The 23,825-nt window shown below is 32.5% G+C and carries 24 protein-coding genes; 18 read left to right on the top strand and 6 right to left on the bottom strand.

The genetic code is table 11. From position 1 onward, the window contains the following. Positions 1-55 precede the first annotated feature (55 nt). Positions 56-619: a hypothetical protein gene (locus tag FLACHUCJ7_RS05765; RefSeq protein ID WP_180908255.1), complete on the bottom strand. Its 564-nt coding sequence runs from the start codon at positions 617-619 to the stop codon at positions 56-58. Between the two features lie 381 nt (positions 620-1,000). Between FLACHUCJ7_RS05765 and miaB the strand changes: the two genes are divergently transcribed. The 9 genes from miaB (at position 1,001) to FLACHUCJ7_RS05810 (ending at position 11,654) form a co-directional block, all read left to right on the top strand. After that, positions 1,001-2,446, top strand: a complete 1,446-nt coding sequence (gene miaB / locus FLACHUCJ7_RS05770; RefSeq protein ID WP_078227439.1) for a tRNA (N6-isopentenyl adenosine(37)-C2)-methylthiotransferase MiaB — start codon at positions 1,001-1,003, stop codon at positions 2,444-2,446. A 23-nt stretch (positions 2,447-2,469) separates the two neighbouring features. Beyond that, complete coding sequence (locus FLACHUCJ7_RS05775; protein WP_078227438.1) at positions 2,470-2,991, top strand: YcxB family protein; 522 nt, start codon at positions 2,470-2,472, stop codon at positions 2,989-2,991. 56 nt (positions 2,992-3,047) lie between these two features. Continuing rightward, complete coding sequence (locus tag FLACHUCJ7_RS05780; protein ID WP_180908256.1) at positions 3,048-4,307, top strand: sigma-54 interaction domain-containing protein; 1,260 nt, start codon at positions 3,048-3,050, stop codon at positions 4,305-4,307. Positions 4,308-4,385: 78 nt separating this feature from the next. Then, complete coding sequence (locus tag FLACHUCJ7_RS05785; RefSeq protein WP_031454636.1) at positions 4,386-4,907, top strand: LptE family protein; 522 nt, start codon at positions 4,386-4,388, stop codon at positions 4,905-4,907. A gap of 53 nt (positions 4,908-4,960) precedes the next feature. After that, positions 4,961-6,604 (top strand): tetratricopeptide repeat protein, encoded by a 1,644-nt coding sequence (locus FLACHUCJ7_RS05790; RefSeq protein ID WP_180908257.1) that lies wholly within the window; start codon positions 4,961-4,963, stop codon positions 6,602-6,604. Positions 6,605-6,607: 3 nt separating this feature from the next. After that, positions 6,608-6,949 (top strand): preprotein translocase subunit SecG, encoded by a 342-nt coding sequence (secG, locus tag FLACHUCJ7_RS05795; protein ID WP_078227435.1) that lies wholly within the window; start codon positions 6,608-6,610, stop codon positions 6,947-6,949. 141 nt (positions 6,950-7,090) lie between these two features. Continuing rightward, positions 7,091-7,366, top strand: a complete 276-nt coding sequence (locus FLACHUCJ7_RS05800; RefSeq protein WP_012023920.1) for a co-chaperone GroES — start codon at positions 7,091-7,093, stop codon at positions 7,364-7,366. 84 nt (positions 7,367-7,450) lie between these two features. Continuing rightward, entirely contained in the window at positions 7,451-9,079 is a 1,629-nt protein-coding gene (groL, locus tag FLACHUCJ7_RS05805) for a chaperonin GroEL (RefSeq protein ID WP_031454632.1), read from the top strand. Positions 9,080-9,281: 202 nt separating this feature from the next. Then, positions 9,282-11,654, top strand: a complete 2,373-nt coding sequence (locus tag FLACHUCJ7_RS05810) for a hypothetical protein (protein WP_180908258.1) — start codon at positions 9,282-9,284, stop codon at positions 11,652-11,654. Positions 11,655-11,682: 28 nt separating this feature from the next. Here the strand turns inward: FLACHUCJ7_RS05810 and FLACHUCJ7_RS05815 are convergent, their stop codons facing one another. The 3 genes from FLACHUCJ7_RS05815 to FLACHUCJ7_RS05825 all read right to left on the bottom strand — a co-directional run bounded on the left by FLACHUCJ7_RS05815 (position 11,683) and on the right by FLACHUCJ7_RS05825 (position 14,579). Further along, positions 11,683-13,215: a SulP family inorganic anion transporter gene (locus tag FLACHUCJ7_RS05815; RefSeq protein ID WP_180908259.1), complete on the bottom strand. Its 1,533-nt coding sequence runs from the start codon at positions 13,213-13,215 to the stop codon at positions 11,683-11,685. A gap of 128 nt (positions 13,216-13,343) precedes the next feature. Continuing rightward, positions 13,344-13,556 carry a hypothetical protein gene (locus FLACHUCJ7_RS05820; protein WP_078227430.1) on the bottom strand — a complete coding sequence of 71 codons (213 nt, stop codon included), beginning with the start codon at positions 13,554-13,556 and terminating at the stop codon, positions 13,344-13,346. 30 nt (positions 13,557-13,586) lie between these two features. Beyond that, positions 13,587-14,579 carry a hypothetical protein gene (locus tag FLACHUCJ7_RS05825; RefSeq protein WP_180908260.1) on the bottom strand — a complete coding sequence of 331 codons (993 nt, stop codon included), beginning with the start codon at positions 14,577-14,579 and terminating at the stop codon, positions 13,587-13,589. Between the two features lie 75 nt (positions 14,580-14,654). On the opposite strand from FLACHUCJ7_RS05825, the gene FLACHUCJ7_RS05830 reads away from it, so the two are divergent. The 6 genes from FLACHUCJ7_RS05830 to FLACHUCJ7_RS05855 all read left to right on the top strand — a co-directional run bounded on the left by FLACHUCJ7_RS05830 (position 14,655) and on the right by FLACHUCJ7_RS05855 (position 20,089). Further along, on the top strand, positions 14,655-15,737 hold the full coding sequence (locus FLACHUCJ7_RS05830; protein ID WP_223255419.1) for a sensor histidine kinase: 1,083 nt from the start codon (positions 14,655-14,657) through the stop codon (positions 15,735-15,737). After that, positions 15,710-16,423 (top strand): LytR/AlgR family response regulator transcription factor, encoded by a 714-nt coding sequence (locus FLACHUCJ7_RS05835; RefSeq protein WP_078227427.1) that lies wholly within the window; start codon positions 15,710-15,712, stop codon positions 16,421-16,423. The genes FLACHUCJ7_RS05830 and FLACHUCJ7_RS05835 overlap by 28 nt, the downstream gene beginning before the upstream one ends. A 193-nt stretch (positions 16,424-16,616) precedes the next feature. Continuing rightward, entirely contained in the window at positions 16,617-16,838 is a 222-nt protein-coding gene (locus FLACHUCJ7_RS05840; RefSeq protein ID WP_078227426.1) for a hypothetical protein, read from the top strand. A 177-nt stretch (positions 16,839-17,015) separates the two neighbouring features. Beyond that, entirely contained in the window at positions 17,016-17,396 is a 381-nt protein-coding gene (locus FLACHUCJ7_RS05845; protein WP_180908261.1) for a hypothetical protein, read from the top strand. Between the two features lie 2 nt (positions 17,397-17,398). Beyond that, a complete protein-coding gene (locus FLACHUCJ7_RS05850) occupies positions 17,399-18,661 on the top strand; it encodes a hypothetical protein (protein WP_180908262.1) in 1,263 nt (420 codons plus the stop codon). Between the two features lie 198 nt (positions 18,662-18,859). Further along, positions 18,860-20,089, top strand: coding sequence for a TMEM143 family protein (locus tag FLACHUCJ7_RS05855; RefSeq protein ID WP_180908263.1), 1,230 nt, complete (start codon positions 18,860-18,862; stop codon positions 20,087-20,089). A gap of 642 nt (positions 20,090-20,731) precedes the next feature. Here the strand turns inward: FLACHUCJ7_RS05855 and FLACHUCJ7_RS05860 are convergent. Beyond that, positions 20,732-21,277, bottom strand: a complete 546-nt coding sequence (locus FLACHUCJ7_RS05860; protein WP_180908264.1) for a DUF4494 domain-containing protein — start codon at positions 21,275-21,277, stop codon at positions 20,732-20,734. A 160-nt stretch (positions 21,278-21,437) separates the two neighbouring features. On the opposite strand from FLACHUCJ7_RS05860, the gene FLACHUCJ7_RS05865 reads away from it, so the two are divergent. Genes FLACHUCJ7_RS05865 through FLACHUCJ7_RS05875 form a run of 3 tightly spaced genes read left to right on the top strand, consistent with a single transcriptional unit; the run spans position 21,438 to position 23,182 of the window. Further along, the gene (locus tag FLACHUCJ7_RS05865) at positions 21,438-21,902 is read left to right on the top strand and encodes an Mpo1 family 2-hydroxy fatty acid dioxygenase (protein WP_078227422.1); all 465 of its coding nucleotides are present in this window, start codon (positions 21,438-21,440) and stop codon (positions 21,900-21,902) included. 27 nt (positions 21,903-21,929) lie between these two features. After that, the gene (locus FLACHUCJ7_RS05870; protein ID WP_180908265.1) at positions 21,930-22,409 is read left to right on the top strand and encodes a DinB family protein; all 480 of its coding nucleotides are present in this window, start codon (positions 21,930-21,932) and stop codon (positions 22,407-22,409) included. A 26-nt stretch (positions 22,410-22,435) separates the two neighbouring features. Further along, positions 22,436-23,182 (top strand): hypothetical protein, encoded by a 747-nt coding sequence (locus tag FLACHUCJ7_RS05875; RefSeq protein ID WP_180908266.1) that lies wholly within the window; start codon positions 22,436-22,438, stop codon positions 23,180-23,182. Between the two features lie 224 nt (positions 23,183-23,406). On the opposite strand, the gene FLACHUCJ7_RS05880 is transcribed toward FLACHUCJ7_RS05875, so the two are convergent. Continuing rightward, on the bottom strand, positions 23,407-23,736 hold the full coding sequence (locus FLACHUCJ7_RS05880) for a DUF4870 domain-containing protein (RefSeq protein ID WP_031454617.1): 330 nt from the start codon (positions 23,734-23,736) through the stop codon (positions 23,407-23,409). Positions 23,737-23,825 lie beyond the last annotated feature (89 nt).

Below are 23,825 nucleotides of genomic sequence, written 5' to 3' on the forward strand. Positions count from 1 at the left end.
GTATGGTTTTTAAGAGTTCATGACCGAGAAATGTACTTATTATTCCTAAATACTTTTATTTTTCTTTTTGAAAAGCTTCCAAGACAAATTTATCTGTATTTTCAAAATCTTTATTAAACATTTCAAATAAACATTCTACATATTTAAACTCTTCACTTTCATTCTCCAAGTCCTCCAAAGTGGTTATGCTATCTAAATCAATTCTTTTTTTTTCTAAGAAAAATTTCTTGTGTATAAATTCATTAGAAAACTCATTCTTACGGGAACAAACGACATGTATAATATAACTACTTTCGTTATCGTAATTAATCATATATAAAGGTTCCTTTAAATTTTTAAATAGATTTTTCTTTAGCGGCTTATACTTTCCGATTTTATATGCTAATGCTTCTGAAAGATTTAAATTTCTATGTTTAAGAATATAAAAATTATTTTCAGATATTTCAAATTCGTCGCCATCTAATAAATTTAGAAAAGTTAATAATGTATTATTTCGCTTAAGAAGCCTAACAGGAATATATTTTTTCCCAATTCCACTATAACAACGATCTACTAAATAATAATAGTGATTAATTTTAAACACATTTTCTCTCTCTTTTCTTAATACATTTTCATTCATTTGTACGTGATTTTATGTTAATTCACAAAGATACAGCCTCTTATAAGTATTTCCAAATTACTTAATTTCAAACACATATTTCTTCCGAAACCGAATGCCATAGCCCGGATTGAAGTGTAAAGCCCGGAGTTAAAAAAGCAAAAGTTCCCGTTTTAAAAAAGCGACCAGCGGAAGCTCTTTTTAAAACATTAGAAACTTTGCTTTTTTAATGAGGACTTGAAACGGAAAGCCGGAAATAGCTCCTTATAAATAAAATGCAATTTGTAAAATGTATTTGCAAAATAGTATTGACAAACGCTTCTGAAAACATTGTTAATTCTTTATCTGACATCTTGTCATATTGATGGTATTTGCGTTATCTTTGCACTTTGAAATTTTACAATGGAAAAGATTATTGAAGAAAGCAAACAGGGCGAAAGTCTTGTTTTAGAAAATAAGCCTGAGAATACTAAAAAACTATTTATAGAAAGTTACGGTTGTGCGATGAATTTTTCGGACAGCGAAGTCGTAGCTTCGATTTTATCTGACGGTGGTTACAACACTACTTCGGTTTTAGAAGAAGCAGATCTTGTTTTGGTTAACACTTGCTCAATTCGCGACAAAGCCGAACAAACTATCCGTAAACGTCTTGAAAAATACAATGCGGTAAAACGTATTAATCCAAAAATGAAAGTGGGCGTTTTGGGATGTATGGCCGAGCGGTTGAAAAGTCAGTTTCTGGAAGAAGAAAAAATAGTAGATCTTGTTGTTGGTCCCGATGCCTACAAAGATCTTCCGAATTTATTAGCAGAAGTTGAAGAAGGACGTGACGCCATTAATGTAATTTTATCAAAAGAAGAAACGTACGGAGATATCTCGCCTGTTCGTTTGATGAGTAACGGAATTACAGCTTTGGTTTCAATTACCCGTGGTTGTGATAATATGTGTACCTTTTGTGTTGTTCCTTTTACACGCGGACGCGAGCGCAGTCGTGAACCGCAAAGTATTATGACTGAAATTCAGGATTTGTGGAGTAAAGGCTTTAAAGAAATTACACTTCTTGGACAAAATGTTGACAGTTACCTTTGGTATGGTGGTGGTTTAAAAAAGGATTTTGTAAATGCTTCTGAAATGCAAAAAGCGACTGCGGTAGATTTTGACCAGTTGCTTGAAATGGTTGCTGTCGGTTTCCCAAAAATGCGTATTCGTTTTTCGACTTCTAATCCGCAGGATATGCATGAGAGTATTTTGCACGTTATTGCAAAATATCCAAATATCTGTAAACATATTCACCTACCAGTTCAGTCAGGAAGCAACAGAATTTTAAAAGAAATGAATCGTTTGCATTCTCGCGAGGAATATATGGCACTGATTGATAAAATTAGAGCGATTGTTCCCGATGCTTCAATCTCACAAGATATGATTGCCGGTTTCCCAACAGAAACCGAAGAAGATCACCAAGACACTATGAGTTTGATGGAATATGTAAAATATAACTTTGGGTATATGTACTCGTATTCTGAACGTCCCGGAACTCTTGCGGGAAGAAAAATGAAAGATGATGTTGAGGAAGAAACCAAAGCAAGAAGATTACAGGAAATTGTTGATTTACAACAAAAACACGCCTGGTTTAGAAGCGAAGAATTCGTAGGTAAAACTGTTGAAGTGTTAGTAGAAAAAGTTTCTAAGAAATCTAAAGAAGAATTCTCAGGAAGAAATTCTCAAAGCATTACAGTTGTTTTCCCTAAAGAAAATTACAAAATTGGGGATTTCGTAAACGTAAAAATCACAAGTTGTACTAGTGGAACTTTGAAAGGTGAAGCGGTTGGGTATTCTGAAATGAATTAATAATTTTAAGTTATAAATTAAGAATGGAAAAAGAAATTATTATTGAATACAAGCCTAACGTAGATACATTGGTTAAAGTTTCTAAATACCTGCTTTTCAGGATGGGGTTTGTAAAGTGGATTATGTTTATTTTCTTTTTTGTTATTATACAAAATGCTATTTTATCAACCACGCAATCTGAAACTAATTTAGAGTGGAATTTTCTGGATTTTATTCCTTTCGGAATAGTTATTATAGTTTGGTTAGCCATTTATTTTCTGACTATTTCCAGTATTAAAAAAAACATTCTTAAAAACAAAAAAAACTTAGAGCTCCAAAAAATAACTTTCAATAGAGAGACGTTCACACAAGAGGGCGAAAGTTTTAAAATGTTAAATCTTTGGAAAGAATCTTTTCAAATCAAAGAAACCGATAAATGGTTTTTGATCTATCTAAATAAAACCTCTGCTTTACCTATTATCAAAGAAGATTTAAAAGACAATCAATACAATGAATTAAAACATCTTTTTAATTCAATCGATATAAAAAAAAGTTTAAAAAAATAAGATTTAAGTCTGCAAAGAACTTGAAGCTTGAAACTAATAAAACTTGAAACAAAAAAATGGAAACAGTTCAAGCAATAAAACAACGATTTGAGATTATTGGGAATGACCCAAAATTAAATCGCGCCATTGAAAAAGCCATTCAGGTTGCACCTACTGATATTTCGGTAATGGTAACCGGAGAAAGTGGTGTTGGTAAAGAAAATATTCCAAGAATAATTCATTCGCTTTCTCACAGAAAACATGGTAAATATATTGCTGTAAACTGTGGCGCTATTCCGGAAGGAACAATTGACAGTGAACTTTTCGGGCATGAAAAAGGAGCTTTTACAGGTGCTACAAGTACACGTGAAGGTTATTTTGAAGTAGCCAACGGCGGGACCATTTTTCTTGATGAAGTTGGCGAATTGCCTCTGACAACTCAGGTTCGTTTACTTCGTGTACTTGAAAATGGCGAATTTATAAAAGTAGGTTCTTCACAAGTTCAGAAAACGAATGTGAGAATTGTTGCAGCCACCAATGTAAATCTATTTAACGCAATCGAAAAAGGAAAATTTCGTGAAGATTTGTACTATCGTTTAAGCACAGTAGAAATTACTTTACCTCCTTTAAGAGAAAGAAACGACGACATTCATTTATTGTTCAGGAAATTTGTTGCCGATTTTGCACACAAATATAAAATGCCTCCATTACGATTAGGTGATGATGCTGTACAGCTTTTGCAAAAATTCAGATGGAGCGGAAATATTCGTCAGCTTCGAAATGTTGCTGAACAGATTTCGGTTTTAGAAACCAATCGCGATATTACACTTGCAACCTTAAAATCTTATTTGCCTGCTGAAGGCAGCAATCTGCCTTCTGTAATTAACGACAGTAAAAAAGAAAGTGACTTTAGTACCGAAAGAGACATTTTGTATAAAGTGCTTTTTGATATGAAAAGTGATTTAAATGATTTAAAAAAACTCACTTTAGAATTAATGAAAAATGGGTCTTCAAAAGTTCAGGACATCAATCCAAATTTAATTCAGAAAATTTATGGCTCACAGGAAAACGACAGTGAAATAGATTTTGAAGAAGAACCAAGGACAGCGGTTATGACGCCGGCAGCGCATGAAGATAATTATCATATACCAGACGACAACAACTATTTAGACGCTGAAACGATTGAAGAAGAAGAGATTTTACGTTTAGAACAAAAAGAAATCGAAATGATCAAAAAATCACTAGAAAAAAACAAAGGTAAGCGAAAAGCTGCGGCTGATGAATTAGGTATTTCTGAGCGAACTTTATACCGAAAAATCAAACAATTTGACTTATAAACTAATCAATTCCAAAAATTAAATTGCAAATTCCAAATTAGTATATTTGAACAAAATTAGAATTTCATTAAAAACTTTATGAAAAAAATATATTCTCTATTAGCCCTAATCAGTCTTTTAACACTGAGCGGTTGTACTGTAAAATATAACTTTACGGGCGCTTCTCCAATTGAAGGCAAAACATTTCAGGTAAACTTTTTTCAGAATAACGCTGATTTGATTGAACCTGGAATCGACAGAGAGTTCACATTGGCTTTACAGGATTTAATCATGAATCAGACTAATTTAAATTTAGTAAGCTCAAATGGTGATTTGCTTTATGAAGGTGAAATTACAGATTACCGAATTACTCCAATGAGTGCAAGTGCTGTGACTACAAATGGTGATGCAACAGCTTCCCAAAACCGTTTAACGATTCGTGTAATGGTTCGTTTTTCAAATAGAAAGAAAGAAACTGATGATTTTGAAAAAACATTCGAATTTTATCATGACTATCCGGCGCAATCTCAACTTGTAGGATCAGTCTTAAATGAAGCCATCAGAGATATTTTTGAAAGAATTACCCAGGATATCTTTAATGAATCGTTAGCTAAATGGTAAAATTGCTTAATCGGTTTTATTAACAATTAAACAACAATAACTAGGTTAAAATAATGAATGTAACTAATTATACATACTTAATAAATAAGCCTGATGCCATCACAGAAAAGCATACTGAAGCATTGGAAAATGTTCTGTATGAATTTCCGTATTTTCAAAGTGCCCGTGCATTGCGATTAAAAGGACTTTATAATAAAAATAGCTTTAAGTATAATTATGCCTTAAAAGTTACAGCAGCCCACACAACCGACCGCTCTGTTTTATTTGATTTTATTACTTCTGAAACTTTTACGACTATTCAAGGCGAATATTATGACCGTCAACTTAGAGATCTTTTAAACATAACGGTTTTTGACAGTGAAATTGTCTTAGCGGAAGAAAAGAAAAAACTGACAGAAGTTCACATTGATCCTATTGAGAAGTCTATTTTAAATTCTATTAAAGAGTCTACAACTATCCCAAACGTTACTTTTGAAGAAGCTGCAAAAATTGAAGAAAAACCAATTGACTTAATTACTGAACAATCGATTTTAGATTCTTTTAAAGAAGTAACAAACGTTACTTTTGAAGAGCCTGTAAAAATTAAAGAAAAGCCAATTGATTCAATTACTGAGCAATCGATTTTGGATTCTTTTAAAGAAGTAACAAACGTTACTTTTGAAGAGCTTGTAAAAATTAAAGAAAAACCAATTGACTCAATTACTGAGCAACCTACTTTAGATTCTTTTAAAGAAGTAACAAACATTACTTTTGAAGAGCCTGTAAAAATTAAAGAAAAGCCAATTGACTCAATTACCGAGCAACCAATTTTAGATTCTTTTAAAGAAATAACAACCACCACTTTTGAAGAGCCTCTAAAAATTGAAGAAGAGTCAATCGATTCAATTACTGAGCGACCAACTTTAGATTCTTTTAAAGAAATAACAACCACCACTTTTGAAGAGCCTCTAAAAATTGAAGAAAAGCCAACTGACTCAATTACTGAGCAACCAACTTTAGATTCTTTTAAAGAAGTAACTCCAGCTATTGAAGAAGTACCTGTTATAAAGGAACAAACACGAACTTTTTTTGATGAAATTGTAGAGGATGAAGTTCCCGAAGTAAGAGTTGAATCAATTGAAGAATGTGTATATACTTCATTACAAGATGCATCAACAGTTGTCTTTGAAGAAGCTGTTGAAGAACCTACAGAAACTAAAGTTCCGGAATCAGTAAAAATTGCCGAAGAAAATCTGGAAATTGGAAAACCATTGGATTTTTCTGTTAGCGAAAAGCATTCTTTTCAGGAATGGCTGCAATTAGCAAGACCGGAACCAATTGACAGAACAAATGAAGGTCCAAAAGAAGCAGTAAAAACAGAAATTGAAGTTGAAAACATAGTCGAAAATGAAATAATGGACGAAGAGAAAAAGAAAAAAGCAGAAATAATAAATAAATTCATAGAAGCGAATCCGAAAATTTCACCAATCAAACAAACCGCAATAACTCCGGCAGTACAACCTGACTCACATAAAGAAGATAACTCTTATTTAATGACAGAGACGTTAGCCAGAGTTTATTTGGAACAAAAAAAATATACAAAGGCAATACAGGCATATGAAATATTAATTTTGAAATATCCAGAAAAAATTACTTTCTTTGCAGACCGCATATCGGATATAAAGATTTTACAACAAAATAACAATAACAATAATTAAGTAATGAGTACATTTTCAATTTTTTTAGTTTTAATCACAATAGTTTGTTTTCTATTGATCGTAGTAATTATGGTTCAAAACCCTAAAGGAGGCGGATTATCGTCTACAATTAGTGGAACTCAAATGTTAGGCGGAGTACAAAAAACGACTGACTTTTTAGACAGAAGTACCTGGACGCTTGCTACTATTTTGATTGCTTTAATCTTGCTTTCAAGTTTAAGCTTCCCAAGTATTTCAGGGGGAACAGACTCTAAAATTATTGAAAAAACTGAAGCACCCGCAGCTAATACTCCTGCTGCTCCAGCTCAACAAACTCCTGCTCCGGCAACTCCGGCAGCTAAATAATAATTTAAATATAAAAATGAAATGCCAGCCTGTCAAAGCTGGCATTTTTTTTAGGAAAAAATGTCAGTTTTAAGAGCATGGCACAATTTCTGAAAGTCAAATAGAACATTAAAAAACGTATAACTATAATAATATAAAATCATGGCCTTAAACATTAAACCGCTTTCAGATCGCGTACTTATCGAGCCAGTTGCAGCCGAAACCAAAACTGCCTCAGGGATTTTTATTCCGGATACTGCTAAAGAAAAACCACAAAAAGGAACTGTAGTTGCAGTAGGAAACGGGTCTAAAGACCATACTATGACCGTAAAAGTTGGCGACACCGTTCTTTACGGTAAATATGCCGGAACAGAATTAAAACTGGAAGGAACTGATTATTTGATCATGCGTGAGGATGATATCTTGGCGATAATCTAAAAAAAATACAAGTATTAAGTTCTGAGTATTAAGAATTAAGATATTTCAAACTTGAAACAAACAAACTTTAAACAAAATTAAAAAATGGCAAAAGATATAAAATTTGATATTGAAGCACGTGACGGTTTAAAACGTGGTGTTGATGCATTAGCAAATGCTGTAAAAGTAACCCTTGGACCAAAAGGTCGTAACGTAATTATCGGAAAATCATTTGGTGGACCAACTGTTACTAAAGATGGTGTTTCGGTTGCAAAAGAAATCGAATTAAAAGACCCATTAGAAAACATGGGCGCGCAAATGGTTAAAGAAGTTGCTTCTAAAACCAATGATTTAGCGGGTGACGGAACTACAACTGCTACAGTTTTAGCTCAGGCTATCGTAAAAGAAGGTTTGAAAAACGTTGCTGCAGGTGCAAATCCAATGGATTTGAAGCGTGGTATTGATAAAGCTGTTGAAGCTATCGTTGCTGACTTAGCAAAACAAGCTAAAGTGGTTGGAAGCGATTCTGATAAAATCAAACAAATTGCTTCTATCTCTGCAAACAATGACGAAGTAATTGGGGAACTAATCGCTACTGCTTTTGCAAAAGTGGGTAAAGAAGGTGTTATCACTGTTGAAGAAGCTAAAGGAACTGATACTTTTGTGGATGTTGTGGAAGGAATGCAGTTTGACAGAGGATATCTTTCTCCTTATTTCGTAACAAACCCTGAGAAAATGGAAGTTGAATTAGACTCTCCATACATCTTATTATACGACAAAAAAGTATCTTCTTTAAAAGAATTACTTCCCGTTTTAGAGCCAGTTGCCCAATCAGGGAAACCATTATTGATTATTGCTGAAGATGTTGACGGAGAAGCTCTTTCTACCCTTGTAGTAAATAAATTAAGAGGTGCTCTTAAAATTGCTGCTGTAAAAGCTCCAGGTTTTGGAGACAGAAGAAAAGCAATGTTAGAAGATATCGCAATTTTAACCGGCGGAACTGTAATTTCTGAAGAAAGAGGTTATACTCTTGAAAATACAACTATCGAAATGCTAGGAACTGCAAAAAGAGTTTCTATCGATAAAGACAATACTACAATTGTAAGTGGTGCTGGTGAAGCTGATATAATCAAAAACAGAGTAAACCAAATTAAAGGTCAGATGGAAACTACTACATCTGATTATGATAAAGAAAAACTGCAAGAGCGTTTGGCTAAATTAGCCGGAGGTGTTGCAGTTCTTTATGTTGGTGCAGCTTCTGAAGTTGAAATGAAAGAGAAAAAAGACAGAGTTGATGACGCTTTACACGCGACTCGTGCTGCTGTTGAAGAAGGAATTGTTGCTGGTGGTGGTGTTGCTTTATTAAGAGCAAAAGCTGCTTTGGCAGACCTTAAAGCCGATAACGCTGATGAGGCAACAGGAATTCAGATTGTTTCTCGTGCAGTTGAATCTCCATTGAGAACTATTGTTGAAAATGCAGGTCTTGAGGGCTCTGTAGTTGTGGCAAAAGTTGGTGAAGGTTCTGGTGATTTTGGATACAATGCCAAAACTGACGAATACGTAGACATGCTTAAAGCAGGAATTATAGATCCTAAAAAAGTAACTCGTGTGGCATTAGAAAATGCTGCTTCTGTTGCCGGAATGATCCTTACTACAGAATGTGCATTAATTGATATTAAAGAAGAAAACGGTGGTGGAATGCCAATGGGTGGCGGAATGCCGGGAATGATGTAAGAACCCTTTCCAACTATATATAAATCCGTTTACTTTTGGTAAACGGATTTTTTTTAGCTTTTATTTTTTAATCTTATCATGATAAAAATTTTGATGTTTTAAACAAAACATTAAGAATGCGTTAACTACAACAGATTGTTATTGCAATTAAATTTATGTGCTGATTTATTCAACATATAATTTAGCTTAAACATTTCTTTGTATGAAACTATTTCCCAGATTTTTTAGTTTGTTATTCTGTTTGCAATCCTTTTCTCAAACTGCTAATAATTCGGAAAAAATAAAGGAATATATCAATACTTATTTTCATTATGACAGGGAAATTATCCATGTACAATTCAACAAAAATATTTACATAAACAATGAAGATATCGCTTTTAAAGGATATGTATTCAGCAAAAACAACAATATTCCAAACAACAATACTACAAACGTTGAATTGGTAGTCTATAATGATCAGCAGCAAATAATTCAACAGCAATTACTTTTTACAGAGAATGGCACTTTTAAGGGCGGAATTCATTTGAACGAGAAATTTAAACCCGGTAAATATAACTTCCATTTTTATACTAACTGGATGAATAATTTTAAGGAAGATGATTCTTTTAACCAAACAGTTGAAATTATAAGTAAAAACAATCCCTATGTTTTTGAAGCTAATGAACCTAACTGGAAAACGGCAGAAATAAGTTTATTTCCGGAAGGTGGTAATATAATAGACGGCATCATTAATACAGTTGGAATTAAAATTAAAGATTGTAATAAGAAAGGCCTTGAAATAATAAACGGAGTTATTTTGGATTCTAAATCAAATGAGGTTGCACATTTTCAAACCAACTCAATGGGAAATGGCGTTTTTTATTTAAAAGCGGATTTAAAAGAAAAATATACGCTCAAAATAAACTCTGAAAAATTAAACATATCACAGCCATTGGGCAAAATCGCTGAAACCGGGATTATTTTGAGTTACAATAATAATCTGGCAAAAAACAATTTGCTTGTTGTTCTTAAAACCAATGAAAAAGGTCTTCAGTTATACCAAAATAAAAAATTCATTTTGCTTATTGAACAAGATGGCAATTTTATGCAACAAGAAATTACTTTCAATAATAATAAAACAGAACAGCCTTGCTTTTTTGATAAAAAAAATTTATCAAATGGAGTAAACACCATTAGAGTACTGGATGAAGATTTGAATGAAGTTACTGAGCGACTTGTGTACATCGAGAATGATATTACTCCCATAACAACTCTGGAAGCAAAAGCAACATCAAATGACAGTATTATTTTATCCGGAAAGACAGAAGTCAATAAGGCTCATTTAAGTATCAGCATACTTCCTGAAAAGAGTGTTTGTATGAATCAAAAAAAATCAATTTCAGGTACCTTTTACCTGAATGCGTATTTAGAAAAACCCGAAACAAATACGTATCCTTATTATGATCCGGACAACAAGAATCGAAAACAAGACCTGGAACTCTTAATGCTTAATCAAAATAAGGGCAAATTTCTCTGGGAAAATATTAAATCTGATCCGCCAAAAATGAATTATCAATTTGAAAAAGGGGTTACTGTGAGCGGTAAAGTAGAGAAAGAACTAAAACCCAATTCAAAGAACAAAATTTCTCTTATATCCTTAAAAGATAATTTATTTGATGAAGCTAGTATAGATGAGCATAATGATTTTAAGTTTGAACATTTTTATGCGCAGGATTCTACGGTATTAGCTGTACAAATGATAAATGAGAAAAATTCTACAATATTTACTAAGATAGAAGCCCGAGTTTCCAGAGACGAACCCCGATTTATTTTAGGACCTTCATTCGAAAAAATTACTTGCCCTGCATTAAAAACTACAGATAATGTTTTTAATTTCGCTCCGCCAAAGCCAGAAGACAAGGCTATTGAACTGGAAGGAATCGCAATAAAAAACAATTTCAAAAAAGAGATTTTAACGCACAAAAACAGCATGAGTCCTGTTGCTAAAGCCTTTAAAATTAAAGAAGGAGAATACAGAACCGTTTTGAGCTTCCTGACATCAAACGGATACGATACCGGCATCAACCCAAATGATAATACTGTATATGTTCGCAACTCAAGAGGAGCATATTTGGGCGATTCAGCAAGTTCTCCATCAGTATATATTGATGACATTTTAGCTTTTGATTTTAATCAATTGTTAACTCTTACTTTAGATCAGATAGATGAAATTTATATTGATCAATCAGGCAGTTCGGATGTTTCAGCTGTAGGGCATGGTACGATTAAAATTTACATAAAAAAAGGACAGAAAAGTAATTATTTTAAGCCAAAGTTTACCACGTTCATAGTAACAAAGGGTTTCGCTCAAAACATTAATTACAAAAATAGCAGATTTGAAAATCAGGAGGAGTTTAATTATTTCGGCACTTTAAACTGGTCTCCGGATATAGATTTAAAAGACGACCACTTAGACTATCAGATAAAATTTCCTAAAAACAATCAAAAAGAAATTCAGGTCTTAATTGAAGGATTTTCTGAAGAAGGACAATTAATTTCAGAAGTCAAAAAAATTCATATTGGAGGAAATTCATAATTTCCTCATGATTATTAGAACTTAGTTTTTATGATGAAACCACTTTGTAGGCAGGATCTTCAATTACATTTACATTAATAACTGCATCGGCATTTTTCAGCAATTGACTGCAGTCTTCGCTTAAATGTTGTAGTTCGACTAGTTTATTTAACTGATTGTATTTTTTTGTCAGATTATTTAAAGCTTCAATTGCCGACATATCTGCAACACGGCTTTCTTTAAAATCTATTATAACATGATCCGGATCGTTTTGAATATCAAATTTTTCAAGAAAAGTAGTTATTGAGCCGAAAAATAACGGTCCATAGATTTCATAATGCTTCACTCCTGCTTCATCAATAAAATGACGTGCACGAATTCTTTTGGCACTTTCCCAGGCAAAAACCAAAGCTGAAATAATAACACCTATTAAAACTGCCAAAGCCAGATTGTGCAATACAATTGTAATTACAGCAACCAGAATTCCAACAAAAATATCATGTTTTGGCATTTTGTTTATAATCCTGAAACTTGCCCATTCAAAAGTTGTAATGGCAACCATAATCATAACGCCAACCAAAGCAGCCATTGGCAGTTTTCCAATTATAGGAGCTCCAAAAAGTATGATAATTAAAATGGTCAAAGCAGCTATAATTCCGGAAAGTCTTGCTCTGGAACCTGCACCAAGATTTACTAAAGTCTGCGCAATCATTGGGCAGCCTCCCATTCCGTAGAAAAAACCGTTTAAGATGTTCGAACTTCCCTGAGCTATACATTCTCTGTTACTATTTCCACGTGTTCCGGTAATTTCATCAACTAAATTCAGCGTAAGCAAACCTTCTGTCAAACCAACAGCCGACACAATTACCGAATACGGAAATATCACTTTTAAAGTTTCAAAAGAAAGTGGAATATCAGGGATATGAAACGGAGGAAATCCGCCCTGAACTGATGCTATATCTTCAACCGTTTTGGTTTCGATATTAAAAACAATTACCAAAGCAAAAACTACCATAATGGCTACTAAAGAAGCCGGAACTGCTTTTGTAATCTTCGGAAAAATTAAAACAATCGCAATTGTTAAAGCAACCAAACCAAGCATAATATATAAAGGAGTTCCCTGAAGCCAGGAAACCTGACCATTTACAATTGTTTTAAACTGTTCTAGTTGCGACATAAAAATCACAACCGCCAAACCATTTACAAAACCAAACATGACAGGCTGAGGGACTAAGCGAATGAATTTTCCGAGTTTAAAAAGTCCAATGCAGATCTGGACAACACCTCCTAATGCTACAGCTGCAAAAACATATTCAATTCCGTGCGATTTCATTAAAGCAATCAAAACGATTACTGTCGCTCCTGCTCCACCTGAAATCATTCCGGGTCTTCCACCAAATATTGCCGTTACCAGGCCAGCAATAAAAGCAGCATATAATCCAACTAAAGGCGGAAATCCGGCCAAAATAGCAAACGACAACGATTCCGGAATCATCGTCATAGCTACAGTTAAACCGGCTAAAATTTCATTTTTGTAATTGACTTTTTGAGTAAAATCGAAGAGTTGGAATGCTTTTTTCATAGGGCACAAATTTAAAAAAATAATGTGCATAAAATCAATAAAACCTTTCTCTACAAAAAGGAACTTCTGTACTTATAACTGCTCCAACAACAACATAATACAAGAAAAAATAAAGCTGATCATATTTTTTATTCTAAAGGAACACAAACGTATCCCAGATGATTTACATATTCTACAATATTTTCAGGTTGCAGTTCATCCCCTTCAACCCTTAATATTTTATCGCAGTCTTCTAAATCAAAATTGATTTTATAAGAAGGAAACTGAGTCTGGATAACAGTCATGACATGATTTTTATCTGCCTCTTCCTGAACATTTGTTTTAAAAATTTCGACTTCCATAATCATTAATTTAAATTATAAATCTAAGAACTACTGTTTTTTATTAAAAAGATTATATGAAATTCCAAATCTAAAATACCCCTGAGTATCTTCTTTCTGATCATAAACATATTGGTTGGTTCGTTCCCCTTTTTCGGTAATTCGGGTGGTCAACACATGATTAACACCTCCTTTTACAAATGCTATTATTTTGGGCGAAAAACTATATTCATACGTAATTCCGGATTTTAACTCTAACTGGTTAAGTTCATAGACACCTTTCAGATTGGCAGTGTCTAAATTGAGATAAAAGTTTTCAGAATTTAATTCTGTTCCAAAAGAAATTCTACCGTCTTCGAGCAATTCTCTTCTAAACAAAATTCGTTGTGGCAAAATAAAATCCATATCCCACTTTGAGTTTTTAAACTTATGATTCATCGAAAAAAGCGGCGTAACGGGAATTATCGATGACGGATCTAATAATGCTAAAGCTCCTGCGGTAATTGTAGTAGAAGGTGTTTTTTTAAGCACCAAAACTACCGAAACAAAACCTTTTAGACGCTGAAAATCATCTTCGTTCCCATCAACAGTAGCAGTAGCATTGTAAATAACCGGTTTGTGAAAGAGCGAAGACATGTAGGTTGCGCTTAATCCTCCTGCCCAATATTGCGTATTTCGATTGTCACGGGTATACGTTTGATCTGTACTGTAATTATAAATTTTTCCAAAATCATAACTTTCATATTTATACCGCAATGAAGTCGTCAAAACAAACTGTTTGGATTTTGAAGCATAAAAAGGCAAATTAAACGCTGCTTTAAACCGGCTATGATTTTCAATTCTGCCTCTTTCAAATTTATTCCCTAATAATTCCGAATTGTAATTTGATGGTCCTAATTGCTCATATTGAATATCAAAAGTTCTTGTACTGGGAAACTTATCAATTATAACTTTGCCAAACGTTTTCATATCAGGTTCTTTTTCCTGGGCTATTGTTTGCAAAGATGTAAATACAACGATTAACGAAATGATTTTTGATTTCATGAAAACTGTCTTATGATATTAAATCCGAATCAAAAATAATCTAGTTATCCTGATTTCAATCACAATTTTATACCAGTGGCGTATGTTTTATACGAATGGCGTTTGTATAATTTACCTATCACAAACAGTTATAAACTATACTATTATAGTATTTTTGCCGTTATGACAATTGCAAAAATTTATCAAAACTTTTTTCTACGCAATCTCTTCGTAAATACGCTCGTATATCTGATTATTCTGGCTTGTATCTACGATGAAGTAAAACTTGACGGTCATGACTGGACTTATATCCTCAGTAAAATTGCTGTTGGTTATTTTCCAACCATTGTCTGGATAACCTGCTTTAATCTTTTTATTATCAAACCTTTTTTATTCCGTAAAAAGTTCAAGCTTTTTTTTACGCTTCTTGTCGTTTACTGGACAGGTTTTTATTATTGTATGACCTGGTTTTTCCCCGAAGTCGGATTAGGAAACTTAAAAACCCTTCAAATATTGTCACTTATTATAAATGGTACTCTTTTCTATTTTGTACACATCTTTATTACTAAAAAAATCACACAGACAGATAAAGACATCATGAATTTTAAGTCGGAGCTTTTGTTTTTAAAACAACAATTGAATCCCCATTTTCTATTGAATGCCATGAATAATCTTTACGGGGAAGCATTGGCAGAACCGGACAAAGTTCCTGATCGAATCCTGAACCTTTCGGATATGCTTCGGTATCAGATTGAAGCGACAAAAAAAGATTATGTTTTAATTGAAGAAGAAATTGCTTTCATAAAAAAATACATTGAATATTACACTTTTAGAAATGAAAGATTGTCTGTAACCCAAAACATCGAAGGTGTTTATGATCTGACCGAGATTCCGCCATTGTTCTTTTTGCCACTGGTAGAAAATGCCGTAAAATTCTCTGCCGAAACTACAGAACCTTTTATTAAACTGGACTTAAAGGTAAAATGTCGAAATTTGACTTTTACTTTAAAGAACAATTATCTGGAATCATCACGGCTTTCGGGCACCGGAATTGGAATTGAAAACCTTAAAAGGCGTTTGAAAGTATATGGTTTAAAACACCATTTGAGCTGTAAAAAAGAGAAAAATATGTTTGTTGTAAAATTAAGTATATGGCAATTACCTACCGCTGTCTCATAATTGATGACGAATCGCCTGCACACAAAGCACTGATTTCGCATATCTCAAAATTTGATGAACTGGAACATTCCGGCAGTGCTTTTAATGGTATGGAGGCTATTAAAATGCTTAATGCCAATCAATACGATATTATTTTTCTGGATATCAATATGCCTATTATTTCGGGTGTAGAATTAATGGAATTACAACCCAACAGACCACTCACTATTGTTACAACTGCGTATTCTGATTTTGCGCTTTCGGCTTACCAAAATGATGCGATTGATTATCTTTTAAAACCTATTTCGCCTGAAAAATTTGCCAAGGCCATAGAAAAAGCCAAAACTTATTTTTCCGGAAACAGCCTTAAAAAAGAAATCAATACCAACGTAAAAACATTCTCCTATCGTATAAACGGACAAATGACAGACATGCCACTCGAAGATATTATTTATATCGAAAGCCTGGGCAACTACATGAAACTCTACAGCACCAGACTTAAATCGCCTGTTATCATTTACGGTTCACTTTCCAACATTGCTTCAGAAATTGAGTGCTCTAACTTTTTACAAGTACATCGCTCTTTTATTGTAAATGTGAATAAAATTACTGCTGTCACTTTTAAAAATATTACTATGCTTAATGGTGAAGTTGTTCCTGTAGGAAGGAAATATCAGATTTTATTGAACAATTTGCCAATTAGATAATTAGATAATTTTTGAAAAGCTCAACTTTTATGGTTGGGCTTTTTTGTTTTTAGTGTTTACACGAGAACGGGTATTTATACTTGGGGATTAGGGTTTATTTTGTGGAATAATTTTTTAGGAGATTATGGATTTACGTAAAGATTCAAATTTATAATTACAGATTTTTGTTTTTTTAACTAACTTAAAAAACTATATGTATTCAACAACTGAAAAAGAAAAAGATTTTTTGAACCAACAAAAATTATTGACAACAAGTTCTTTAAAAGATTTTAATGATCGGGAATTGCTGGAAAAGCAAACTATTTATTTAATGAATATTGAAAAAAGCAATGAAAGAATAAAAGTTAATTTGCAGTTTTGGTTTTATTTCGCAATTATTAGCGGCGTATCCGGTTTATTATTTTTAATTAATTAAAGGTTTTTCGAAGATTTTACACTAAAAACTGTGCAAACCTCTTTAAGTTTATGCAGGCTTTTTTATTCCTTACAAATCAAAATCTACTGACTCATAACTTGTTAAAAAACAATATTTGCCCTCATCCAACATTGTAATTTTAAACTTACTTTTACTGTAACTTTAATTCCATAAATTATGGCTGCTAAAACTACGCTTGATACGCTTTATTTAATTAATGATTCCAATCGAATAGTTTCAATCGAAATAATCGTTGGGGATCAGGGACAGACCTCAACTTTGAGTATTGCTTTAGACAAAGAAGACATTGTTGCTAATCATATTGGCAATTTGCCTAAAACAGCCATTCAGGAAAATAAATTGCTGCACGGAAAAAGTCTTAAAATACAGGCAACGATCACTGATACTTCTAAGGAAACCAATGTAACTTCGTTAAATATAAAGTTGTCCGGCGGTTTCTTAACCCGAAACTATCCTTTATATAAAATGGTTGATAGTGACGGAGATTCAGCAGATTATTATTGCAATATTGAGTTTATTAATCCTTCAAAATCATGATCATGAAAATAGCCCTAAAAATTATTTTTGTATCCATCTTGCTGACCAATTTTATACTGGTGGCACAGCAAAAAGACAACAGTCAGGAATTTGATTTATTAAAGGCGCCTATTTCTCCGGCTTCAAACTTATTAGGTTTTTCACAAAGTGATATTGATAAACCTACAGATGTTTCAGCTTTTATGACATCCCTTCAAACAGCGACCAATTCATTTTCGCAATTACCATCTAACTACGCTATTGATATTGCACCGTACTGGCTGTTCAAAAAAAATAGTTTAGGAGATATTTCTACTAAAGGTCTTAGCAATTCTTATGGCAAAAAAGTTTTAAAACAGACTTTGGTATTATCTTTTGCAGTTAAGAACACAGACTCGGTTTCGAATAATTTCAATCCTGAAAGTACATACGGCGCCATGGGTTTCCGATTTTCAATCTATCGGGGAAATTATGACAGTACAACGGTAAGTCAATTAAGGAAAATTGCAATACTGCAGCAGGAAAAACTTACGCTGATGAAGAAAAACCAAACTAAGGTATATGATAATCTTCCTCAGGAAATTGATAGTCTGAAACAAGCAAGAAAAAATATTTTTGCAGGATTCGATACTAAAGATGAATCAAAGGATAATCTATTACTTGGTGAATTATTACTAAAAAAAGCAAGCAAATTAGACTCCGTTATTGGTGCAAAAATAGAAATTCTCCTGGATGATAATAAAGATGCAGAACAATTTACTAAAATAGATTCCAAGGTAAAAGAATTGGCAGGCAAATTTCAACTGGCCAGAGTAAACTTTACGTGGGATATTGCGGGCGGTATCAGTGCCGAATTCAGGAACAAAAATTTTAATAACTCAAAAGTTTACAATACGGGAATATGGACCACTTTTGGATATACTTGGGAAAAAACCGGGTCTTTATTAGGGTTAATAAGATATCTGTATAATCCTGATAAAATTTTCGCATTGGATAATCAGGTTAATGAAATTGATAATATTTCTACTCTTGATACAGGAATTAGATATATTTTTGGAAAATCTCAGTCTAAATTTAATTGCAGTATCGAGGCAATCTACCGAAGTGCCTTGTCACAGGATTCTATTAATTCTTCCTGGAGATTTATAGCAAACGCAGATTATGCCATATTAAAAAATCAGAAACTAACATTTTCTTTTGGACGTAATTACGATGGAACAACAACTAAGGATGGCAATTTAATAGCTGCTTTGGGTCTTGTAGTAGGATTTGGCAATAATAGGTAATTAATATATTTAGTAAATATTATACTATAAATTTCATTTTTTACCATTCCATTAAAATAAAAGCAGATAAATTCTCAATCAGATCATTCTCTTTTAAACAATAACTAAACTTTAATACAATTACCACTTAAAATCAAATTTCGAGTGGTATTTTTGCGTTTAAGAAAATACTACTAAGATTAAAGTATCCAAATTCATATGACACGAGAACATTACATTCCTTTTAACAAGGAATTCTTACTCGATCAACAAATAGCTGCTTTTGCAGAAGATCAAAAAAAAGCAGAAGATTTTAAAAAATTATTCGATATCATCGAACATTACTATCATTATGAAGCTTTTAATCTTAATCGAAATCTAAAACAAAACTATGCTTTATTTGATCCGGATTTAAGTGAGAAAGAACGTGAAGGATTTGTAGGCAAGAGTGATTTTTCGATCTTTAAAGAAACACTTCTTAAAGTTTTAGATCATGGCAACTATCGCCGCGTTGAGCAAGAAGCATTGGACAAAGCTTTTAAAGATTCTGATTTGATTGGTTTAAAACTTTCAATAGACCTTAATGCTTTTAAAGAATATGAACTGTATGTTCGCGGTCATCACAAAGCGAAAGAAAAAATTACTAAACATATTTTCTGGAAAAAAGAAATAGAGATTGAATATTATGATCGCGTTATGATTTATCTAAATTATAATGAAGCCGATTATCTTAAGAAGAAAAAAGTAAAATTAGGAAAGATGCCTGTAGATCCGGGATCGATCGTTTTGAAAATATTTAAACGTGTCCCTAAAAACGATCTTGAAACCATTTTTCCAAATGCAATTCCAAGAATGTCTACTACCGATAAATTACTTCTTTGGATACCAGGAGTTTTTGGTGGAGTGTCACTATTAAGTGCAAAAGTAATTCCGGCTTTGATCAATATGTATGATGCCTATCAAACAGGTGAAGCTATTGATATACTAAACAGTAAAACTTCTTTAAATCAGGGATTAATTGCATTGGGAATTTTATCTGCTTATTGTTTTCGCCAATACAACAATTTTGTAAATAAAAAAATCAGATATTCTAAAATGCTTTCGGACAGCCTGTATTTTAAAAATTTAGGAAATAATAGTGGTGCTTTTTATTCGCTGTTAAATTCATCTGAAGAAGAAGTACTTAAGGAAACTATTTTGGCCTATACCTTTTTACACGAAAGTAAAATTCCGTTAACAGCAGAAGAAATTGATAATCAAATAGAATCATGGTTTAAAACTAAACTAAACACAAACCTTGATTTTGATGTAAAAGATGCTTTATTAAAACTAAAAAACATTGGTCTTGGAATTGAAACCAATACTAAATGGGAGGTTATTCCGCTCGACAAAGCTCTGATTAAAATTGATAAATTATGGGATGAAGCTTTTGATTATAACCAAAAATAACTTTCCTGTTTCCAAAAATCACAAGTAAAATTCTCTATCACAAAAGCACAACATACTAGTTGTGTGTTTTTTTGCTTTTTTTAGTTGAAATTCTATACCCGTATCAAGCAAAACCTCAGTGTTTTCAACCTATTATTAAAGTAAAATCCTGTTTATTTTTTTTAAAAAGTATTTTATCGGTTTATTTTGTAGTTTATCGATTTAATTCGTAATATTGACCTTATTAATAAATTTAACAAAATCAGTTAGTTTTATTTTTTTTGAAGTCGTTTTCAATCAAAAGTTAAAATTACAAATCATTAAAATCGAGAAAAGAGATGTCTCATACAAGCTATAAAAAAACAAAACATATAACGACAAAAATACTTCTAGTCTTATGGATTTCATTTGTTGTTGCCGCTATTATTGTCTTGCTTTTGCAAAATGAACTTTAACATCTGTCCTTCAAAACCTCAAAGGCGTTGCTATAGGATTGTACGCTTTTGAGAAAAGAAAAACTTGTTCTTAAGAGGGTTCTTGTCAAGAATAAATTCATACAAATTTTTACTATAAAATAAATAAAGTGCTTACCAAATTATTTAAAACAAAAAAGAGAACCATAAGTTCTCTTTTTTGTTTTATGACTAATTATCTCATTGATAATTAGTCTGTTTCTACTTCAGTAAAATCCTCTGCCGTTTCTCCCACAGCAACCAATTCTGGTTTAGAAGCTTTGAGGGCATTGAATCTTTCTAATTGCTCCAACTCTTCTTCTTCACCACTGAAATAAGGAAAAACATCCATAATTGGTGACTCTGAAATAGCCGGAATTGTATAATCGCCCATCGTGTTTTTCATTACTGAAACGGTGTTATCATATGCTTCTTTTACATCATTGGCCTGTACTAACAAATACATGTTTGTTTTGCGTTCTTTTCCAGTTTCTTCATCAAAAGCTATTAATGATACTTTCGATTTAAACCAACGGTCTGCATTTTCGAAAGGATGAATTTCTGCATAATTTGCCACTTTTATATTCGTGATTTTAAATTCTTCACTTACATACGCCTTCATTTCTTCATTAATTCTGCTTTCAGCTTCCGTGTAGGATATTGCGTCTACCAAATAAGGTTCTGTTGTAACCTTTTGTGATCCAATATCATCCGTTTTTCTATATTTTACCTTGCACTCATACCAAATTGCACTCATCTTTGTTTTTTTTAAGGAAGCCAAAGATAGATTTTAACGGAAATAAAATCGTCTTTTCGTAAAATAGATATTCACAATTTTGAAATCCAGAATTTTTAACGAAATTTACAACAAACTCAAAAATATTTAATAGCTTTGATATTCACCTAAACCCTGAAAAATGAGAACATTAGAACAATGGTTTGAAGAATATGCAGTGAGCCACCAAAATCCAAAGAACAAAGCGATACATTATATATGTGTTCCGGCAATTTACTTTTCTATAGTAGGATTATTAATGAGTATCCCGGCCGGGCTTATCTCAAATACTTTAAAATTAAATGCTCCAATTATTGAAAATTGGGCTTTTGTGGTTTTACTTTTTGTACTTATTTTCTATATCAGATTATCAATCGTTATGGCTCTTAAGATTGCTGTTTTTTCAGCACTTTGTTTGATTGCCAATTATTATATCGCACAGTTATTGCCCCTGTGGATATTTTCAATAGGTGTGTTTGTTATTGCCTGGATTGGGCAATTTTATGGTCATAATATTGAAGGCAAAAAGCCTTCTTTCCTTAAAGATATCCAGTTTTTAATGATTGGTCCGGCATGGGTTGTGGAGAATTTGTTTTCTAAGAAATAACTTCTCAACTAAATTTAATATTACGTTATGAAATTTATAGCTATATACTCTAAAGAGCAATATGAATTCATAAAAGAATCCCGTGGGATATTGTTTGAATTTTGTAAAACAATTTCAAATGAAGATTTTGTTAATCAAAATACTTCATTTGGCCGTGGAGGAAGCATTAGAAATCTGTTAGTTCATGTTGCAAACACTTACGAATACTGGATAGCGAATATTGTTTTGAAAAAAAATGTAATCTATGCTGAATACGAAAGCTTTAAAACAATACAAGACGTTATTAGACTGTTTGATGATGTAGATAATTTTATGTTGGAATTTATCTCAAAAATGGATGATTTTGAAGATGAAATAGTATATGAAGTACAAAACATCAAAAATTCAGCAAAACCGTTTAAGGTTTTTACTCATGTTATTACTCACGAATATCATCACAAAGGGCAAATTTTATCCTTAAGCAGGCATTTAGGCTATACTACTGTTGACACTGATATAATGCGGTAATTTCTATACCCAAAATAATCATTACCATGAAAATAAACAATCAGGAAGTAAAAATTGAAAATTATGATATTTTTACTTATCGAAGAATTCGACGTGCGATTGGTTATCTGGGAATTAGCCTGCCGATACTGTTAGTTGTTTTGTCTTTTATTTCTTTTTTCGAAACTCCTGTTCAACATTCGATAAGTCATTATTATTATACGAATCTAAGGGAAATTTTTACCGGAGCTTTATGTGCAGTAGGTTTATTTTTGATTTGTTATAAAGGTCGTGGCAATATTTCAGTCTGGAAAAACGACAACTTATTAACTAATATTGCAGGAGTTATGGCTTTGGGAGTAGCTTTATTTCCTACAAATCCTGATATTATATCCGATAAAATGTACAGCCTTATTCCGCTTAATGAAAAATGGATTGGCTGGCTTCACTATGGATTTGCGGCTTTATTGTTTTTAATATTCGCTTTACTGGCTATCAATGTTTTTACAATTCGTCAGGAAAAAGAAATTCAAACTCCTAAAAGTGTCCTGAATGAAAACAACATTTACCGATTTTGCGGCTATTCGATATTGATATTTATTATCATGGTACCTGTAGCGGAAAAATTTTATCTTTTTCCTTATTCGACTTTGGTTTTTGAATCACTTTCGCTTTTTGCTTTTGGAATTGCATGGTTAATCAAAGGACGGGCTTTAGGTGATAAAGGTGTTATTGGGCAAAAATTGTATCAGGAAAATAATTCTGTGAGTACCGAAAAAGTTTTTGAGGAGTAAATTATTCTTTTCTTCTACTGAAAACTAAAGCCCTAGCCCGGACAGTAGTGGCATCCTTTTGTGGCGGGGTTCGCCATAAAAGATATAGCGAATGGCCGGATTAAGCTTCTAAAATTGTAAAAGCACTTTTTTCTATTAGAAATTATCCCAATTTGTATTTCTGAACGCATTGGGATAATATTTCTATCCAAAATTAAAATGCAACAAAAGGTAAAAATTAAATTTTAGTTTATGAAACTAAATTTGTCTTCAAATATTTTTCCGATAACCGGAATTGGTTTCTTTTGTTCGTTGGCTGCATTGATTATTCCGAAAATCCACAGAATAAAAATGGCGTAACCAATGTAGTTAAGAAAATAAAGCGACGTAACCGTGAACACAACTACAGAAAGTATAATATTTACTGCGAAAGAAAATAGAAAAATTCCGAAGCCCTGCTTAAGATGATACGTTACAAGATCGCTTTTTGGCGTTATGTCTTTGCTTTTTACGAAGGCTATGATCCAACCAATAATGGTGATGTAGCTCAGGATTGATAAGGTTTTATTATTCATTGTTCTAATTATTAGTTGGACCAAAAATAGATACAATGAAACGAATGTGAAACCACCACTTTGTCATGGGTAGCTTTTGGTTGGTATTT

This window comes from Flavobacterium salmonis, assembly GCF_903819435.1.
Classification (GTDB): domain Bacteria; phylum Bacteroidota; class Bacteroidia; order Flavobacteriales; family Flavobacteriaceae; genus Flavobacterium; species Flavobacterium chungangense.

What these genes read in the sequence shown, in the direction of transcription:
- FLACHUCJ7_RS05765 (WP_180908255.1), bottom strand. Translation starts at nt 619, where the DNA reads ATGAATGAAAATGTATTAAGAAAAGAGAGAGAAAATGTGTTTAAAATT.
- miaB (WP_078227439.1), top strand. Translation starts at nt 1,001, where the DNA reads ATGGAAAAGATTATTGAAGAAAGCAAACAGGGCGAAAGTCTTGTTTTA.
- FLACHUCJ7_RS05775 (WP_078227438.1), top strand. Translation starts at nt 2,470, where the DNA reads ATGGAAAAAGAAATTATTATTGAATACAAGCCTAACGTAGATACATTG.
- FLACHUCJ7_RS05780 (WP_180908256.1), top strand. Translation starts at nt 3,048, where the DNA reads ATGGAAACAGTTCAAGCAATAAAACAACGATTTGAGATTATTGGGAAT.
- FLACHUCJ7_RS05785 (WP_031454636.1), top strand. Translation starts at nt 4,386, where the DNA reads ATGAAAAAAATATATTCTCTATTAGCCCTAATCAGTCTTTTAACACTG.
- FLACHUCJ7_RS05790 (WP_180908257.1), top strand. Translation starts at nt 4,961, where the DNA reads ATGAATGTAACTAATTATACATACTTAATAAATAAGCCTGATGCCATC.
- secG (WP_078227435.1), top strand. Translation starts at nt 6,608, where the DNA reads ATGAGTACATTTTCAATTTTTTTAGTTTTAATCACAATAGTTTGTTTT.
- FLACHUCJ7_RS05800 (WP_012023920.1), top strand. Translation starts at nt 7,091, where the DNA reads ATGGCCTTAAACATTAAACCGCTTTCAGATCGCGTACTTATCGAGCCA.
- groL (WP_031454632.1), top strand. Translation starts at nt 7,451, where the DNA reads ATGGCAAAAGATATAAAATTTGATATTGAAGCACGTGACGGTTTAAAA.
- FLACHUCJ7_RS05810 (WP_180908258.1), top strand. Translation starts at nt 9,282, where the DNA reads ATGAAACTATTTCCCAGATTTTTTAGTTTGTTATTCTGTTTGCAATCC.
- FLACHUCJ7_RS05815 (WP_180908259.1), bottom strand. Translation starts at nt 13,215, where the DNA reads ATGAAAAAAGCATTCCAACTCTTCGATTTTACTCAAAAAGTCAATTAC.
- FLACHUCJ7_RS05820 (WP_078227430.1), bottom strand. Translation starts at nt 13,556, where the DNA reads ATGGAAGTCGAAATTTTTAAAACAAATGTTCAGGAAGAGGCAGATAAA.
- FLACHUCJ7_RS05825 (WP_180908260.1), bottom strand. Translation starts at nt 14,579, where the DNA reads ATGAAATCAAAAATCATTTCGTTAATCGTTGTATTTACATCTTTGCAA.
- FLACHUCJ7_RS05835 (WP_078227427.1), top strand. Translation starts at nt 15,710, where the DNA reads ATGGCAATTACCTACCGCTGTCTCATAATTGATGACGAATCGCCTGCA.
- FLACHUCJ7_RS05840 (WP_078227426.1), top strand. Translation starts at nt 16,617, where the DNA reads ATGTATTCAACAACTGAAAAAGAAAAAGATTTTTTGAACCAACAAAAA.
- FLACHUCJ7_RS05845 (WP_180908261.1), top strand. Translation starts at nt 17,016, where the DNA reads ATGGCTGCTAAAACTACGCTTGATACGCTTTATTTAATTAATGATTCC.
- FLACHUCJ7_RS05850 (WP_180908262.1), top strand. Translation starts at nt 17,399, where the DNA reads ATGAAAATAGCCCTAAAAATTATTTTTGTATCCATCTTGCTGACCAAT.
- FLACHUCJ7_RS05855 (WP_180908263.1), top strand. Translation starts at nt 18,860, where the DNA reads ATGACACGAGAACATTACATTCCTTTTAACAAGGAATTCTTACTCGAT.
- FLACHUCJ7_RS05860 (WP_180908264.1), bottom strand. Translation starts at nt 21,277, where the DNA reads ATGAGTGCAATTTGGTATGAGTGCAAGGTAAAATATAGAAAAACGGAT.
- FLACHUCJ7_RS05865 (WP_078227422.1), top strand. Translation starts at nt 21,438, where the DNA reads ATGAGAACATTAGAACAATGGTTTGAAGAATATGCAGTGAGCCACCAA.
- FLACHUCJ7_RS05870 (WP_180908265.1), top strand. Translation starts at nt 21,930, where the DNA reads ATGAAATTTATAGCTATATACTCTAAAGAGCAATATGAATTCATAAAA.
- FLACHUCJ7_RS05875 (WP_180908266.1), top strand. Translation starts at nt 22,436, where the DNA reads ATGAAAATAAACAATCAGGAAGTAAAAATTGAAAATTATGATATTTTT.
- FLACHUCJ7_RS05880 (WP_031454617.1), bottom strand. Translation starts at nt 23,736, where the DNA reads ATGAATAATAAAACCTTATCAATCCTGAGCTACATCACCATTATTGGT.